This is a genomic window from Neisseria sp. P0022.S009 (assembly GCF_051956675.1).
Lineage (GTDB): Bacteria > Pseudomonadota > Gammaproteobacteria > Burkholderiales > Neisseriaceae > Neisseria.
In genome coordinates this window covers 353,933-370,492 of record NZ_JBQCXE010000002.1, presented here as the reverse complement: position 1 = coordinate 370,492, position 16,560 = coordinate 353,933, and the positions used below count along the sequence as shown (strand labels likewise).

The following is a 16,560-nucleotide window of genomic DNA, read 5'->3' as shown; positions in this document are numbered from 1 at the left end:
TGATTGGGCAATTATTTGTTGTGTTGACGGAAATATTCCCATTCTTCAACGATTTTACCGTCAGGCAAGTGGCACACGCCGTATTCGTTGCCGTCTTTGTCTTTTTTGATTTCGGATTTACCGCCTTGTTTGACGCAGAATTCAGAAGCCGGATTGGCTACGTTGACGTTGAAGGGTTCTTGTTTTTCAGAAGCGGAGCAGGCGGCCAAAGCAGTGGCGGCAGCGAGGCTGAGGATAAGGGGTTTGATCATGGCGTGTCTTTCATTTGAAGGATAAAAACCAGCGGATTATAAGGGATGCTTGCGTTTAATGGCGTTAACCAGATTAAAGGCCGTCTGAAAAGTTTTCAGACGGCCTTGAGTTTAAGAAGTCATACCGGATTATTTGGCTGCTTCGGTTTTTTCGCCTTCTTTAGCAAAGTATTTGGCGTAAATTTTGTCGTATTCGCCACTTTCGCGTACTTTTTTCAGCGCATCGTTCAACATTTTGATGGTTGCTTCGTCGCCTTTGCGTGCAGCGATACCGTAGTTTTCGATGGTGAAGTCAGGCAGGGAGATGAAATCCAAGCCTTTGGTCGGGTTGTTTTTCACATAGTTGGCAATAACCGCGCTGTCGCTGACTACGGAATCCAAACCGCCGTTTTCCAATTCTTTGATAATCAGAGGAACGCTTTCAAAGCGGGCGATTTTCGGATTGTCGTTGCCCAAGAGTTTGGAAACGGAGAAGTCGCCGGTGTAGCCGGTTACCACGCCGACTTTGGCCATGTTTTTCAGGTCTTCGGAAGAAGCTACTTTTTTGCCTTTCGGAACGAGGACAACTTGGGTGATTTCAAAGTATGGGTCGCTGAAGAGCATGCTTTGTTTGCGGTCGTCAGTGATGGTTACGCCGGACATAACGATGTCCACGTCGCCGTTGTTCAGAGAAGGGAAGAGGCTTTCCCATGGCTGGTGTTTGAATTCGACTTTGAAGTTGCCGGCTTTGGCCATGGCATTCATCAAATCTACGTCAAAACCTTCCACTTTGCCGGCAGAATCCAAAGATTCGAATGGGGCAAACTCGGCGTTAGAGCCGACACGGTACACTTTATCGGCAGGAGCAGAGGCATTGTTGCTTTGACCGCCGCAGGCAGTCAGGGCAAGGGCGGAACAAGCGAGGGCAGTGGCCAGCCATTTTTTCATATTCATGATATGTGCTTTCTTAATAAAATGTTAACGGATAAAATCTTAGTTTAGCATAATTTTGTGAACAAACTAGCCGAAATCAGTGGTCTTTTTCTCGGAAAAATGCGTAGGTTACGTCATGGAAGAGGTCGGTGTGCGGGCTGTCTTCGTAGCTCAATTCCGCCAACGCGTCTTCAAAGGCAAGCTGGATGGATTCTACGGCATCGTTGGCCATGTCGGAGGGCAGAGAACGGATAAGGCCTTTGAGGGCGGTGGCGAGGACGTGGTTTTGCATACGCAAAACGTCGTTGGCTTCTTCCAAGTATTCGAGGCGTTGTTCGATGCTGCTCATGATGTATCCTTGAGGGTTTATTAAATAAAATAGTGATTATATAGTGAATTAATATTAAAATGTGACGCTTGCGCCGGCTTGCCGGATATGTCCAACCATCGGCCGCAGTTCAAGCGTTTTTTGTTTGAATGCGGTTCACAATAAAAATGAAAAAACGAGATTATTATGGAAAACAACCGTCTTGACCCCACAGCCCTCGAGGAAGAAGATCTGAATTGGGAAAAACGCTTGGAAAGATTGCGTCAGGCACGACAATTCAATACTGCGCCGACTCATGCGCCATTGGTCAAAAAATCGGACGACGCTGTCGATGTTACGCCCAAAACCGCGCCTAAAAAAGAATATAAATTAGATGCGGACAATCGTGAAAAAGTATTGGAAGAATATTTGTACCGCTGGCAGCTGGAACACAATACTGCCCTTGCCGACGAGGGCGAGGCAGTGGAAACCGATGCGATGGTGGTTTTGCAGGATAATTGGTTGAGCGCGCAATCGGCATTGCAGGCTGCGGCTTCAGACCGTCATATCGAATCGACGCGCACCGTCAGACTGAATCCGAAATCAGGTGCCGTAGATTTTGATGTGGCTGAAGCAGAAGAAACTGAAAAATCGGAAAATGATGATGCGCAAGCGGCTGAAGGGGCGGCTTCAGACGGCCTTGAACCTGAAAAAGAACCGGCCGTCAATGTCCATATCAATGTTTTGAACCCGCAGGCGATTGGCCGTCGGGAAGTGTTCTGCGTTTCCGAAAAAGATTTGACCGAGCGTCTGATTAAACGTTTGCGCCCCCATGTGGCTGATGCGGTCAACGGCATGATTCGGATTGCCGTGCAAAAACAAATGGCCTTGTTCACTTACCAGTTGCAGCAAATGCTCAACGAGCAGGCGCCGGGTTTGGTGGAAGATGTATTGGAACACAATGTCAAACGTATTCTGGACGATATGAAGGTTGAAATGAAATACCGCCGCTGAGTATCCGGGCCGTCTGAAAAGTTTCAGACGGCCTTTGGCATAAATTTCCCTTAAAATTTTGCGAAGCGTGTATAATGGCGGCTCACGTTTTCGTGATAAATATCCTTTCTAAATAGTTGATATGCCCGATGCAGAATCGGGCATTTTTTTTGAGATTGTTATGAATAAAAACAAAATCATTGTATTGCTGATTGCTCTGGTTGCCGTATTTGCCTATCAAAAAATGCAAAACAAGCAGCCGCTACAATCGCAGCATCAGCAGAAAATAGAAGCCGTTCAAAAACAAAACAATGTGGGCGGAGAAAATGCCGATACGGCTCAACAGCAAACCGGTTCGGGCAAACAATCGGCAGAAGCGGTTTTGAAACAGGCGTTTGAAAACGAACAAAGCGATATTCAGGTTGAGGGAGAGGGCACGGTATGGAAAACCCTGCCGGATGACAACAAAGGCACGCGCCACCAACGCTTTATCTTGAAGCTCTCCAGCGGCCAGACGCTTTTGGTGGCACACAATATCGACCTTGCCGATAAGATTAAGGGTTTGAAAAAAGGCGATAAAGTAGCGTTTTACGGAGAATACGAATGGTCGGAGCAGGGCGGAGTTATCCATTGGACGCACCATGACCCGTCAGGCCGGCATACTGACGGCTGGTTGAAACACGACGGCCGCCTTTATCAGTAAAAACGGTTTTCTTGTTTTTTCAGACGGCCTGAAACACGGCCTTCGGCTTGAAAGATGGTAGAAATCGGCGCAAAATGTTAACAAGTTAAACAGACGGAAAAATATTGTTCCGTCCATTGGAATACACAGTAGATTGGAGAATAAATGAACAAAAAACTTCATCCGCAAACGCTGGCCATCCGGGGCGGCAAAGAGCAGACCGAATATCGCGAACACAATCAGGCGCTGTTTTTGACCAGCAGCTTCATGTGGGAAAGCGCGCAACATGCGGCAGATTTGTTTTCCAAAAAAATTAAAGGCTTTACCTATACCCGTACAGCCAATCCGACTACTGCCGCTTTTGAAAAACGCATTGCCGCATTGGAAGGCGCAGAGCGCGCGGTAGCCACTTCGACCGGTATGTCTGCAATTCAGGCGGCGTTTTTTACCTTCCTGCAAGCAGGCGACCACGTTGTTTCCAGCCGCAGCCTGTTCGGCACGACCGTCGGTTTTATTAATAACATCGTAACTAAGTTCGGCATTGAAGTCAGCCATGTGTCGCCGGTTGATGTAGATGAATGGAAAGCGGCCATCAAGCCCAATACCAAACTGTTTTTCTTGGAAACTCCGTCCAACCCATTGGGCGAAGTTGCCGATTTGGAAGCGCTGGCCGAACTGGCGCACAGCATCGGCGCGCTTTTGGTGGTGGACAACAGCCTCTTGTCGCCCGCCGGTTCGCAGCCTTTGAAACACGGTGCGGATATTTCCGTTTCTTCCGCAACCAAAGCCATCGACGGCCACGGCCGCGTGATGGGCGGCGTATTGGCCGGTTCGGAAGAGCTGATGACGCAAGTTGCCATATATTGCAACTCTTGCGGTTTGGCAATGTCTCCGTTTAACGCATGGCAGTTGTTGAGCGGCGTGGAAACCCTGTCGCTGCGTATGGAAAAACAATTCGACAACGCCCTGAAAATCGCCCAATGGCTGCAACAACAGCCGCAAGTCCAAGCCGTGTACTACACCGGTTTGCCCAACCATCCGCAGGCAGAGCTTATCCGCAAGCAACAAAACGGCGGCGGCATCGTCATTGGTTTTGAAGTTGCCGACCAAGAAGCCGCATGGAAAGTCGTGGACGGTGTGGCGCTTTTCTCCCGTACTGCCAACCTCGGCGACGTGCGCTCGACCATCACCCATCCGTGGACAACCACGCACGGCCGGATGCAGCCTGAAGAAAAACTCGCCGCCAATATCCGTCCGGGCTTGATCCGCCTCTCTGTCGGTTTGGAATACATCGACGATTTGATTGATGATTTGCAACAAGCATTGAACAAATAATCTAAAAACAAATTTCAGACGGCCTTAAAATTTAATAGGCCGTCTGAAAGCAATCAAACACACATCTTAAGAATAAAAGGAAAAAAATAATGTCTGAAGCAGAATTCGCCTCGTGGGCAATGAAAATCCTCCTCACCGGCCTGATTATCTTTTTGGGCTTTATCGTTTGGAACTTGGGTAAAGAATCCAAGGCCGGCAAATTCGGCATTGCCATGCTCTTCTTGGTTTTGGGCTTGGGCGTGTTTGGATTTGTATTCAAAGAATTGCTGATTAGCTTTTTGGTATTGCCGAAATAAGCAGGAAGTTTATAGATAGAACAAGGCCGTCTGAACATTTTTTCAGACGGCCTTTTGATTTGATAATTAAATTACGCCCAATTCTTGCAAGCCGCGCAATACGCCGTCTTCATCGACACTTGGGCAGACGAATTGTGCGGCGGCTTTGGCCGCTTCTTCGCCATTGCCCATGGCAACGCCGAAGCCGACGGTTGACAGCATTTCCAAGTCGTTGAAGCTGTCGCCGAATGCCATCACTTTGCTCATATCAATCCCCAGTTTTTCCACTGCGTGGGTGATGCCCCGTGCTTTTGAACCTTCTTGTTTGAGTAGGTCCATGGCATGTTTGTGCCAGCGGACGGATTTGAAGCCGTGTTGCTGGGTTAGTGGTTGCAGGATTTTTTCTTCTTCCTTATCCACAAAGACCAACATTTGATAGACGGGTTGTTTGCGGAAATATTCTTTGTCGGTTAAAAAGTTGGGCAGGATATGCGATAAACCTTCGACAACGCGCGGAGAGTTGGAGGAGACGGCAATTTCTTGGTTGTTGACGAATGCGTAGTCTATTTTGTGTTGCTCAAGCAGGTTGATGGCGGTTTCGATGTCGGCAATATCCAAGGGGTAGCTTTGCAGGGGCTCGCCGCGAAAGGAAATATATTGGCCGTTGATGGTAACGAGCATGTCGATGCCGCATTCTTGAATCAATGCTTTGACTTTGGCGGGAATGGCGGCTTCCGGCCGGCCGGTGGCAATGGCAGTCAGAATGCTTTTGGCTTTCAATGCGCGCATGGCTTGGGCAACCGAAGGACGTAAGGTATCCGTGTATTTGCGGTAGAGGGTGTCGTCGATGTCAAAGAAGATGATTTCAGGATTGTTCATGGTTCACTCGTCGGGCCGGGTATACACAGCTTTCATTGAAAATTGTGTGAACAGCTTGTGTATAAATTGGTTTAGTATTTGATTGTTATTACAAAAATAAGTTCTGATTAAAATTTAGGCAGTTTTTGTGTTGAGAATAAAGCGGAAAGTTATTCACAATAGGCCGTCTGAAAATTTGGTTTTCAGACGGCCTTGTTTTAAGTAATCAGACGGATATTTTCTTTGTCTTGCCTGAATTTGTTTTTAATCACGATAGGCAGGCTGCTGTCGAAATACCAGTTGCCGTCAGGCAAAGCCAACGCGCCGCCGGCGCAGAGCAGGGTAATGCTGTTTCCGGTCAGGGGATCGGTTTCGGTAATTTCAATTTCATGCGCTTTGCCCCAATCGGTTACGGGGAGTAGGGCGGCAAGCTCGGTAATACGTTGGTTTTGATGTTTGATGCCGTCGGGTTGGCGGCAGTCGCCGTTGCATTTTCCGACGGCCTCAACAGGGCAGGGTTCGCCCTTTACGTAGCCGGTCGGCAAAATATTGAGCGAATCCGGGCAGAGCCTGTGTTCTTGCGACCATTGCGCCAAAGCGCGTTTGGCTGCTTTTTTGTGGGCAAACAAACCGTATGGACGCCAGTTTCTGGTGCCGTTGTTTAACAAGACAATGCGTGCTTTAAGGCTGCCGTGTTCGTCAGCGATAAAGCGGACGGTGGAAAACGATGTGGACTTTTCAGACGGCATCAGTTGGTATTCCTGCATGGTCTGGGCTTTGAGCCATAATGTATGGAGCTGACCGAGTGCCGGAATAAAACGGATGGAGGCCGCGGCTTTGATGTGCGGCGGCAGTTTTTTGCTGTGCAGCAGGGTAGCGGTTTCGCTGTATGCGCGTTCGTGTGCTTCAATGGCTTGGGCTTTGCCGAAATGGTCAAACCAAACCAATACGCCGTAACTGTCGGGCAGGGCATAGAGCTGTTGGGCAAGCGAATCAGGCAGCCAAGTGGGCAACATTTTCGGATTCATCAACACACGGACGTGTTCGTCCCATTGTTGGTGATTTTTTTCTGCCAGACTTAATTCGAGATAATCACACAATGCGGCAACATCAGTCATGGCGCGGTGGCGGTTGGCCGTCTGAATGCCGGTGCGTTCGATAATGCTGTCGAGGCTGTGTTTGTAAAACTCAGGATAGAGGCGGCGCGACAGTTGAACCGTACAGAGCGAGGGTGCGGCAAAGTCAGTATGGATACGGGCAAACTCGTGGCGCAGGAAGGTGTAGTCAAAGCGGCTGTTGTGCGCAACAACCACAGCACCTTGCAACAGCGGCAACAAATCGGCTGCAATATCGGCAAAGACAGGCGCGTTTTTCACCGTTTCATCATGAATTCCGGTCAGCCTGGCAACAAATTCGGGAATGCTGCGGCAAGGATTGACCAATTGCTCGTAATGTGTGGCGCGTCCTTGCTCAAAACGAACAAGGGCGACTTCCGTTATCCTGTCTTGATAGAAATTTCCACCGGTCGTCTCCAAATCCACCACGACCACAGGCCGTCCCAAACGGGAAAATGCTTCGGATAAGAGCGGCCAGCGTGCGAAATCTGACATTTTATTCTCTGTAAATTCAATAGCAAATGCGCATTTTACACGCTGTCTGCAAGTTTTCCAAATAAAACGCTTGACAGGAAACAGTCCACTCTCTATAATTCAAATCTTTCTTGATGCACCCGTAGCTCAGTTGGATAGAGTATCTGGCTACGAACCAGAGGGTCGGGCGTTCGAATCGCTCCGGGTGCGCCACAGAAAATCTCCGCGCCCATCGTCTAGCGGTTAGGACATCGCCCTTTCACGGCGGTAACCGGGGTTCGATTCCCCGTGGGCGTGCCAGTTTATAAAAAAGCGCAATCTGTTTCAGATTGCGCTTTTTTGCGTCTATCGGCTTTGAAATAATTTAAGCATATCTTTTATCTGATAACGGCTAATCGACATTTGTCATAATCTACTAAAAGCATTTATTATATATCCAATAATCATAATTTAAGGGAAACGTTCATGGCGTGGCGGTTTGTGTTGCCTGCTTGGGTGGTTGGTGTAGTGCTTTCGTTTGCGTTGCCGTTTGTGCCGCCATGGTGGACTTGGTTGTCTGTAATCATTGGCGCGCTTGCGTTATGTCGAAGATTTGCTGTGGCTTGGTTGGCTCTGGCCGTCTGCATGGGCATGGCGTTTGGTGTGTGGCGGACAGGGCTGGTGTTGGCCGGGCAATGGCCTGTAGGGGAGGTGGCGGCTAAAGTTTTGATGGTTGAAGTGGTGGATATGCCGCGTGATGATGGTCGGCGCGTGCAGTTTGCGGCAAGGGCTTGGGATGAGCGTGGTCAGGCTTTTGATTTGATGTTGTCAGATTATCAGCGGCGCGATTGGATGGTGGGTAGTCGGTGGTCTGTATCGGCGCGGGTAAGGCCTGTGATCGGTGAAGTGAATGTGCGCGGTTTGAACCGTGAAACATGGGCTTTGGCCAATGGTATCGATGGCATGGGTACTTTGGGGCGCGACAGGAAACTCGTGCGGCAAGGCGGCGGTTTCGGTTTGGCTAATATGCGTGATGCGGTAAGCCGAAGTTGGCAGGGAACGGCGGACAAATATCCTGAGTTTTCAGACGGCATAGGGCTGATGCGTGCTTTGAGTATTGGCGAGCAATCGGCGTTGCGGCCGCCTTTGTGGCAGGCATTCCGTCCTTTGGGGCTGACGCACTTGGTCAGTATTTCGGGCCTGCATGTAACGATGGTGGCGGTATTGTTTGCCTGGCTGATCAAGCGAATTTTTCGTTATTCGCCGTGGATTCCGGCAAAACCGCGTGTGTGGATATTGGCCGGCGGTGTTGCCGGGGCTTTGTTTTATGCGCTTTTAGCCGGTTTTTCCGTACCGACGCAACGCAGTGTGTTGATGTTGGCTGCGTTTGCGTGGGCATGGTGGCGCGGCAGTGGCGGCTCGGGCTGGGTGGCATGGTGGCAGGCTTTGGCCGTTGTTTTGTTGTTGGACCCGTTGGCCGTATTGGGTGTGGGAACGTGGTTGTCTTTCGGTTTGGTTGCTGCTTTGATTTGGGCTTCATCAGGCCGTCTGAAAGAGTCGGGCTGGCGTTTGGCTGTACGGGGGCAATGGGCGGCAACGGTATTGTCGGTGGTATTGCTGGGCTATTTGTTTGCTTCGTTACCTTTGCTCAGCCCGTTGGTTAATGCACTGGCTATTCCTTGGTTTTCTTGGGTGTTGACGCCGTTGGCTTTGCTGGGTTCGGTTTTCCCGTTTGAACTTGTCCAGTTGGTAGCGGCATTCTTGGCAGAATATACTTTACGCGGTTTGGTATGGCTGGCTACGGTATCGCCTGAATTTGCCGTCGCAGCGGCGCCCGTGCCTTTACTGGTGTTGGCGATGATGGCGGCTTTGCTGTTATTGCTGCCTAAAGGAATGGGCTTGAAACCTTGGGCATGTCTGGTTTTATTGGGTTTTGTGTTTTACCGTCCTGCCAAGCTGGAGGAGGGGGTGGCAAGAGTTACGGTGATGGATGCGGGGCAAGGTTTGTCGGTATTGATACAAACGCGTAACCGCAATCTTTTGTTTGATACGGGAACGGAGCAAGTGGCGCAAACAGGTATTGTGCCGAGTTTGAACGCGATGGGTGTGCGCCGTTTGGACAGCCTGATTTTGTCGCACCATGATATTGACCATGACGGCGGTTTTCAATGTGTGGCGGCTGTCGGTGCTGATAAATTGCTTGCGGGACAACCTGAGTTTTATCCGAATGCAGAGTTTTGCCAAGAAGACAAATGGCAATGGGACGGCGTAGATTTCGAGTTGCTCCGGCCGTCTGAAAATACGGGCAAGGAAGATAACGACCAGAGCTGCGTATTGCGTGTTGTGGCAAACGGCAAAGCCTTGTTGATAACCGGCGATTTGGGCGTGAAGGGCGAGGCCGGTTTGATTGAGAAATACGGCAATGCGCTGTATAGCCAAGTGTTGGTATTGGGACATCACGGCAGCAGCACGGCTTCGTCAGGCAGCTTTCTGCATACGGTTTCGCCGCAATATGCCGTGGCATCCAGCGGCTATGCCAATGCCTACAAACATCCGACCGTTGCCGTACAAAATCGTGTTCGTGCGCACGGTATTACTTTGTTGAGAACGGATTTGTCAGGCGCATTGGTGTTTGTTTTGGGGCAAGACGATGTGTTCCAAGGCCGTCTGAAAAAGGACAAGTTTTATTGGCAGAAGAAACCGTTTGAGTAAAAAGGATAAAAGGCCGTCTGAAAGACTTTTTCAGACGGCCTTGATATTTTTTTATTATTGACGGGCATTATCCAAATTTTGTGTGAATCCAATTGTGGATAGTTTGGTTTAATTATTGATAATAAAGAATAAATTGATTTTGATGAAAAAATAGGCAATTTAAAAAGGAGCTAATAATCACGAAGTCATTTTATAACTGTTGTTAATTTGATAAGCATTTTGAATCTGTTTGGCTGAATAAATTCACTTGTTTTTAGCTTGCTTATATAATCTAAACGCATTATTGCATATTCAAATTAAATTTAACAAAGGGATAAAGAAATGACTGAAACTCAAAACCAACCTAATAACGAAGAGTCTGTAGTGATTATCGGCACGCGTCGTGATGATGTGCTGTATGGCAGCTTGGGACACAATATTTTTTACGGCGGCTTAGGAAACGATACCTTTATTGTGAACAACCGGAATGACCAAATCGTTGAAAGGTACGGCGAGGGTACGGATACGGTTTATACCCATACGACTTATACGTTGCCGAATTATGTTGAAAACCTGACGATGACCGGCCACGATAATATTTTTGGTTTCGGCAACAATTCCGACAACGTCCTTATCGGCAACAGCGGCAACAATCGTTTGAGCGCCGGTCGTGGCAATGATGTGCTTTACGGCGGGGCGGGTAATGATTTGCTGCTGGCAGGCGATGATGACGACAAACTTTATGGTGGCGACGGCAACGATATTTTGCGTGGCGATCATGGTAACGATTATTTGGAAGGAAACGAAGGCGACGATGTTTTAGACGGCGGAATCGGTGCAGACGTAATGCGCGGAGGTAATGGCAACGATACATATTATGTGGACAGTCAAAACGATGTCGTTATCGAAGAAGCCAATGGCGGCATTGATACGGTCTACACAGGTATGACTTACCGTTTGCCGACACATGTCGAAAACCTGACCTTGACCGGCAGCGGCAATTATTTCGGCTTCGGCAACCATTCCGACAACGTCCTAATCGGCAACATCGGCAACAACCGTTTGATCGGAGGCCGCGGTAATGATGTGCTTCGCGGAGAGGCAGGCTATGACTTGCTGTTGGCGGGCGATGGCGACGACAAACTTTACGGCGGTACCGGCAACGATATTTTACGCGGCGATGCCGGTAATGATTATTTAGATGGCGGCGAAGGAAATGACACGCTTGAAGGTGGTAGCGGAGATGATACTTATGTGTTCCGCCGCGGCAGCGGCCATGATGTCATTTCAGACAATTTGGGCCATAACAGCATTCATTTTGAAGGTTTGAGTAAGAAGGATATCAGTCTTACTACTCGTCCAAGCGTCAGTAATCCTGTCCTTGAAGATTGGGTATTTACGATTCGTGAAACAGGCGAAACATTGACCCTTAGAGAGCAACACAAGACCTATTCATCTGTATCCAATTATAAATTTTCGGATAGAGAGGCGGATTTTGCAAAAACCTTTAAATACCCCGAACATGATACCAGCCAAGACAGCGTGACCATGCGTGTGCTTTACAAAGATGGTCATGCCGTCACACATGCCACCGTACAAGGGCAGCATCTTCAGACGGCCTCTTTGCAGTATTGGGAAAATATTGCCACTCAAAAAAGAGTCAATGATATTGTTCGACCCAGTTATAAACAGGCTCAGCATTCTATTTTTACCAAAGACAGTGATGGCGACGGTTTGGTCGATGCCATTGACCGCAATACACAGGAGTGGAATGTTTCCGAGCGCGATTTACGGATGTTCTCATCATTGGCGTATCATTCTCCATCTGAACTGCATACTTTGTTTAAAGGCGATTATTGGTGGAATACGCAATATGCTTCTATTGCTAAGAATATTAACGACAAATATTTTAGCAATCAGGCCAATGTATCTGAATTGGTTGGGAAATGGACATTGCTTAAGGCAGGTAGTCCGGGAGGCGGTTTGGATTATGCGATTTTCGGCAATTCGAACAAGAAGGGCGGTTGGGAAAATGTCGTGGTAGCGTTTAGAGGTACGCAGGCTACCAGCATTAAAGATGTTTTGGCTGATTTGAACATTATGACCGGTAATTTGCCGGCTCAAACCAAATATCTGAATGACATTGCCCGTTATATTGATACGCTTCATGCCAAAAATGTGTATTCGACCGGACATTCGTTGGGCGGCTATCTTGCAGAATACTTTGCCGCACATACCATGCAACAGCGTAATGATTGGGCAAGTGATTTCAAACGCAGCAGTCTGTTTAATCCGGCTGTTTTGAATGTGGACAGCGATTCGCCCGAAGCTTTAAAACAAGCACGGGATATGGCCGATAAAATGGCGGAAACACGTATCACGGACAACTCGGATACAACACAGGCACGCCATCTGTATGAAACCAATTCCTATGTAATCAAAGGCGAATGGGTTGGAGATGGTTTTTCAGGCAAAACAGGTGCGGGTATTGGTGCATTTTTGGGAGGGCTTGTTTTTGGGCCATTTGGCGTTGCAGCAGGTGTACTTGCAGGTGCTGCTGCGTCCCAAGTTCATAAAGGATTGGGCAGATACCCGAATGCCAAGGTTTTGGATTTTAAAAGCGATGATGTATGGGGCAAACACAATATGACCAGCTTTTATGAGTCTGATACCGAACTTGAACAATACTTCTCCCAAGGTAAACGTATCGACAAGCATTACAAAAATCCTTATTTGATGGATTCTGACCAAGACGGTTTTTCAGACGGCATTGAAAAGAAATGGGGTAGCAGCAGTAATGATGCCCAAGAAACGCCATACGCAACCGGTACCTCTGCTATTTATACCGATGACCGGCCCATGCTTGCCGTGGTTCAGACAGAGGATGCAGCCGGTAACGTCCTGTCACTCAAAGGCGTGGAAATGACGGCGCACCAGCAGGGCGATAAGATGGCGTATGCGGCAAACGGCAAGGAAATCGACTTAGGCAAAAACGGCTTTGATTGGTCTGTCAGCATCAGTGGAGACAACAAAGGCGTAGCGGCCTTGCATGGCAGCGCGGCTGACGATGTATTGAAAGGCAGCGATGGCAATGATTATCTGGCAGGCGGACTGGGTAGCGATACCATTGTTACCGGCGAGGGTAGAGATACGGTGGCATTTACTGCGTGGGATGTTCGTGAGGGCAAACTGGATCACTTGCTGGATTTCAATCCGGTCAAAGACAAGTTGGATTTGAGCGCCATGCGTCCGCTGCTTAATGAGAAAGAAAGCCAGGTCGGCTGGGCGGATTTGTTTGTCCGCGATGTGGATACATTCAGCCCCGACCGCTCGTATCTTGTGTTCAACAGCACCCAAAAAACCTTGGCGTATCGGGGGGCAGGAGCTGAAAGCAATACAGAGTTTGCACGTTTCTACAACGAAGACGCTGCGCAGCTGACGGCCGCTAATATTATCGGCTGATGGTTATTTTGAAGTTTAAGGCCGTCTGAACTTGATATTTCATGTTCAGACGGCCTTAAACTTTGTGTTTGTTAACTATATAATATCCGACCCATCTGTTTAAAAAGGCCATCGCCATGAACACCATACGCACCAAGATTTGCGGTATTACCCGACCTGAAGACGCGCTGGCTGCGGCCGAATTGGGCACGGATGCCATCGGGCTGGTGTTTTACGCCAAGAGTAAACGGGCTGTAAATATTGAGCAGGCGCAGGCGGTTGTGAGAAATTTGCCGCCGTTTGTATCGGTGGTGGCCTTGTTTGTGAATGAAAAAGAGCAAGCCATCCGTGAGATTTTGCGTCAGGTGCCGATAGATGTGATTCAGTTTCATGGCGATGAGGACGATGATTTTTGCCGTCGGTTTGACCGCCCGTATTTGAAGGCCGTGCGCGTACAGTCCGCTGCCGATATTCAGACGGCCTGTGCCAAATTTCCGAATGCCCGCGCTTTGCTGTTTGATGCCTATCATCCGACCGAATACGGCGGTACGGGACAAAGTTTCGACTGGACCATGTTGCACGGCAATATCGGCAAACCGTGGATACTGGCCGGCGGATTGACTGCGGAAAATGTTGCCGAAGCGGTAAAAATCAGTGGTGCGGCGGCGGTGGATGTGTCCGGTAGCGTGGAAATCTCCGGCGGGGTTAAGAGCAGGGAGAAAATGGCGGCGTTTATTCAGGCGGTAAAGGCCGTCTGAAATTTTGTTTGAATTCAAAGCAACCGGAATACAGATATGCAAGAGCCAATCGTTGAGTCCCACCCTTTCGCAGCCTTGTTGCCGCCGCAGGCAACGGTCATGATGATGGGGACGTTTCCGCCTAAAGAAGAAAAACACGCGATGCAGTTTCATTATCCGAATTTTCAAAACGATATGTGGCGCGTGTACGGGCTGGTGTTTTTCGGCGATGCGGCGCATTTTCAAAAGCAGGGCGAAAAGGCGTTTGATGCCGATAAAATCAAAGCGTTTTTAAGTGAGAAGGGGATTGCATCCTGTCCGACCGTATTGAAGGCAATACGCGAACATGGCAATGCTTCGGATAAGTTTTTAAAAGTGATAGAGACCGTCGATTTGGCGGCAGTATTGGCGCAAATGCCCGAGTGTCGCCATCTTTGCACCACCGGCGGTAAGGCAACCGAAGTTTTGTTGGAGATTCAAGGCAGCGGCATGAAAATGCCGAAAACCGGCGAAACAGTGCCGTTTCCCTATGCTGGACGTGAGTTGACCCTGACGCGCCTGCCTTCGACTTCGCGCGCCTATCCTTTGAGTTTGGCGAAAAAAGCGGCGGCGTATCGGGCTTTTTTCGAAACGGCTGGATTGACTGTTTTTCAGGAGTAGGGCGATGGACCGTTATGAAATCTCTTTAATGACGTTTATGGCGTTGTGGTGGCTTTTTAATGTCGTCTCAGTGTGGTTGAAGGCTAAACAATGGCATATCAAGATATTGTTGGGCGGAACGCTTTTGTATGTGATACAAATATCTACAGTCATTATGTCTGTTAACGGCCTTAATTGGATATTTTTGAACACAAGTACCATAAATACCGATTCGTTGATTATTGCTTTGCTTGCGCTTAACTTTCTGGGTTGTTGGTTGCTGGCACTGTGGCTGGGAATGTTGGCACTAAAAATATGCCTGAGAAACAAAAACGAAGAAAAATATATTGCACCGCCGTTGGGTGCGGCATTGCTTGCAACATCGAGCAGTACGCTGTTGTTCCTATTTTGTCTGCTGATATTATTATTCAATTAGTTGCCGACAAGATGAATGGAAAACGGCTATAATTGCTGACAATTTTTACTTTCAGACGACCCTTTACTGAATCAGGCCGTCTGAAACCAGAAAACGAACAAGGAAAAATCCCATGAAAAATTATCACGCTCCCGACGAGAAAGGCTTTTTCGGCGAACACGGCGGTCTGTATGTTTCCGAAACCCTGATTCCTGCTTTGCAAGAATTGGCAGAAGCCTATAAAGCGGCGAAAGAAGATCCTTCATTTTGGGAAGAGTTCCGCCATGATTTGAAACACTATGTCGGCCGTCCCAGCCCTGTTTACCATGCCGCGCGATTGTCCGAGCATTTGGGCGGCGCACAAATTTGGCTGAAGCGTGAAGATTTGAACCACACCGGCGCGCACAAAGTCAACAACACCATCGGTCAGGCATTGCTTGCCCGCCGCATGGGCAAAAAACGCGTGATTGCTGAGACCGGCGCGGGTCAGCACGGCGTGGCCTCCGCCACTGTTGCCGCACGCTTCGGCATGACTTGCGACGTGTACATGGGCGCAGACGATATCCAACGTCAAATGCCCAACGTGTTCCGCATGAAATTATTGGGTGCGAACGTGGTCAGCGTCGACAGCGGCAGCCGCACGCTGAAAGACGCGATGAACGAAGCCATGCGCGAATGGGTGGCCCGCGTGGACGATACGTTCTACATCATCGGCACTGCCGCAGGCCCTGCGCCGTATCCCGAAATGGTACGCGATTTCCAATGCGTGATCGGCAATGAAGCCAAAGAACAAATGTTGGAAGCCATCGGCCGCCAACCTGATGTTGCCGTTGCCTGCGTGGGTGGCGGCTCGAACGCCATCGGTTTGTTCCATCCCTATATCGAAGAAGAAAACGTACGTTTGATCGGCGTAGAAGCCGGCGGTTTGGGCGTGGATACCCCCGACCACGCCGCACCGATTACCAGCAAAGCCCCTATCGGCGTACTGCACGGTTTCCGCAGCTATTTGATGCAGGACGAAAACGGCCAAGTCCTGGGTACGCACTCTGTTTCCGCAGGCTTGGACTACCCAGGCATCGGCCCGGAACACAGCCATTTGAACGACATCAACCGCGTGGAATACACCGTTGCCAAAGACGACGAAGCACTCGAAGCCTTTGATTTGCTCTGCCGTTTCGAGGGCATTATTCCTGCGCTGGAATCTAGCCACGCCGTAGCTTGGGCGGTGAAAAACGCGCCGAAAATGAGCAAAGACCAAGTGATTTTGGTCAACCTCTCTGGCCGCGGCGACAAAGACATCAATACCGTGGCAAAACTTAAAGGCATTGAGTTGTAAGCCTGATTGATTGAGCAGTAAAGGCCGTCTGAAAAAGCTGGATTTCAGTCTTTCAGACGGCCTTTGTTTCCGTGATGGTTGGCGCAAGCTTAAAACCGATTATCCAAGTTATCCATTTAT

Annotated in this window: 15 protein-coding genes and 2 tRNA genes; 12 read left to right on the top strand and 5 right to left on the bottom strand. The window is 49.1% G+C overall.

All coding sequences use genetic code 11. The annotated features are described in order from the left end of the window. Window positions 1-11: 11 nt before the first annotated feature. The 3 genes from ACTHUG_RS04875 to ACTHUG_RS04865 form a co-directional block, all read right to left on the bottom strand. Complete coding sequence (locus ACTHUG_RS04875; RefSeq protein WP_440386175.1) at window positions 12-251, bottom strand: putative hemolysin; 240 nt, start codon at window positions 249-251, stop codon at window positions 12-14. Window positions 252-380: 129 nt separating this feature from the next. Continuing rightward, entirely contained in the window at window positions 381-1,184 is an 804-nt protein-coding gene (locus ACTHUG_RS04870; protein ID WP_049347925.1) for a basic amino acid ABC transporter substrate-binding protein, read from the bottom strand. A 76-nt stretch (window positions 1,185-1,260) separates the two neighbouring features. After that, window positions 1,261-1,512 carry an NGO1151 family protein gene (locus tag ACTHUG_RS04865; protein ID WP_070588139.1) on the bottom strand — a complete coding sequence of 84 codons (252 nt, stop codon included), beginning with the start codon at window positions 1,510-1,512 and terminating at the stop codon, window positions 1,261-1,263. 165 nt (window positions 1,513-1,677) lie between these two features. On the opposite strand from ACTHUG_RS04865, the gene ACTHUG_RS04860 reads away from it, so the two are divergent. From ACTHUG_RS04860 to ACTHUG_RS04845, 4 genes are all read left to right on the top strand, one after another. Next, window positions 1,678-2,484, top strand: coding sequence for a hypothetical protein (locus ACTHUG_RS04860; protein ID WP_440386176.1), 807 nt, complete (start codon window positions 1,678-1,680; stop codon window positions 2,482-2,484). A gap of 121 nt (window positions 2,485-2,605) precedes the next feature. Beyond that, window positions 2,606-3,166, top strand: a complete 561-nt coding sequence (locus ACTHUG_RS04855; protein ID WP_440386177.1) for a DUF3465 domain-containing protein — start codon at window positions 2,606-2,608, stop codon at window positions 3,164-3,166. Window positions 3,167-3,310: 144 nt separating this feature from the next. Beyond that, window positions 3,311-4,480, top strand: coding sequence for an O-succinylhomoserine sulfhydrylase (gene metZ, locus ACTHUG_RS04850; protein ID WP_440386178.1), 1,170 nt, complete (start codon window positions 3,311-3,313; stop codon window positions 4,478-4,480). A gap of 89 nt (window positions 4,481-4,569) precedes the next feature. Next, window positions 4,570-4,776: a DUF2788 domain-containing protein gene (locus tag ACTHUG_RS04845; protein WP_003747401.1), complete on the top strand. Its 207-nt coding sequence runs from the start codon at window positions 4,570-4,572 to the stop codon at window positions 4,774-4,776. A 66-nt stretch (window positions 4,777-4,842) separates the two neighbouring features. On the opposite strand, the gene ACTHUG_RS04840 is transcribed toward ACTHUG_RS04845, so the two are convergent. Together ACTHUG_RS04840 and ACTHUG_RS04835 are read right to left on the bottom strand one after the other, a co-directional pair. Beyond that, window positions 4,843-5,634, bottom strand: coding sequence for a Cof-type HAD-IIB family hydrolase (locus tag ACTHUG_RS04840; protein ID WP_440386179.1), 792 nt, complete (start codon window positions 5,632-5,634; stop codon window positions 4,843-4,845). 197 nt (window positions 5,635-5,831) lie between these two features. After that, window positions 5,832-7,223 carry an exonuclease domain-containing protein gene (locus tag ACTHUG_RS04835; RefSeq protein ID WP_440386180.1) on the bottom strand — a complete coding sequence of 464 codons (1,392 nt, stop codon included), beginning with the start codon at window positions 7,221-7,223 and terminating at the stop codon, window positions 5,832-5,834. Window positions 7,224-7,338: 115 nt separating this feature from the next. On the opposite strand from ACTHUG_RS04835, the gene ACTHUG_RS04830 reads away from it, so the two are divergent. The 8 genes from ACTHUG_RS04830 to trpB all read left to right on the top strand — a co-directional run bounded on the left by ACTHUG_RS04830 (window position 7,339) and on the right by trpB (window position 16,440). Further along, window positions 7,339-7,415 (top strand) — tRNA-Arg (locus ACTHUG_RS04830). Window positions 7,416-7,427: 12 nt separating this feature from the next. Then, a tRNA-Glu gene (locus ACTHUG_RS04825) sits at window positions 7,428-7,502 on the top strand. Window positions 7,503-7,667: 165 nt separating this feature from the next. Continuing rightward, entirely contained in the window at window positions 7,668-9,893 is a 2,226-nt protein-coding gene (locus ACTHUG_RS04820) for a DNA internalization-related competence protein ComEC/Rec2 (RefSeq protein ID WP_440386181.1), read from the top strand. A 321-nt stretch (window positions 9,894-10,214) separates the two neighbouring features. Then, a complete protein-coding gene (locus tag ACTHUG_RS04815; RefSeq protein WP_440386182.1) occupies window positions 10,215-13,334 on the top strand; it encodes an Mbeg1-like protein in 3,120 nt (1,039 codons plus the stop codon). A 116-nt stretch (window positions 13,335-13,450) separates the two neighbouring features. After that, window positions 13,451-14,071, top strand: a complete 621-nt coding sequence (locus ACTHUG_RS04810) for a phosphoribosylanthranilate isomerase (RefSeq protein WP_440386183.1) — start codon at window positions 13,451-13,453, stop codon at window positions 14,069-14,071. Between the two features lie 36 nt (window positions 14,072-14,107). Then, entirely contained in the window at window positions 14,108-14,710 is a 603-nt protein-coding gene (locus ACTHUG_RS04805) for a DNA glycosylase (RefSeq protein ID WP_070813819.1), read from the top strand. Window positions 14,711-14,714: 4 nt separating this feature from the next. Further along, complete coding sequence (locus ACTHUG_RS04800) at window positions 14,715-15,125, top strand: hypothetical protein (RefSeq protein ID WP_440386184.1); 411 nt, start codon at window positions 14,715-14,717, stop codon at window positions 15,123-15,125. 112 nt (window positions 15,126-15,237) lie between these two features. Beyond that, on the top strand, window positions 15,238-16,440 hold the full coding sequence (gene trpB, locus ACTHUG_RS04795; RefSeq protein ID WP_440386185.1) for a tryptophan synthase subunit beta: 1,203 nt from the start codon (window positions 15,238-15,240) through the stop codon (window positions 16,438-16,440). The last annotated feature ends 120 nt before the right edge of the window (window positions 16,441-16,560 follow it).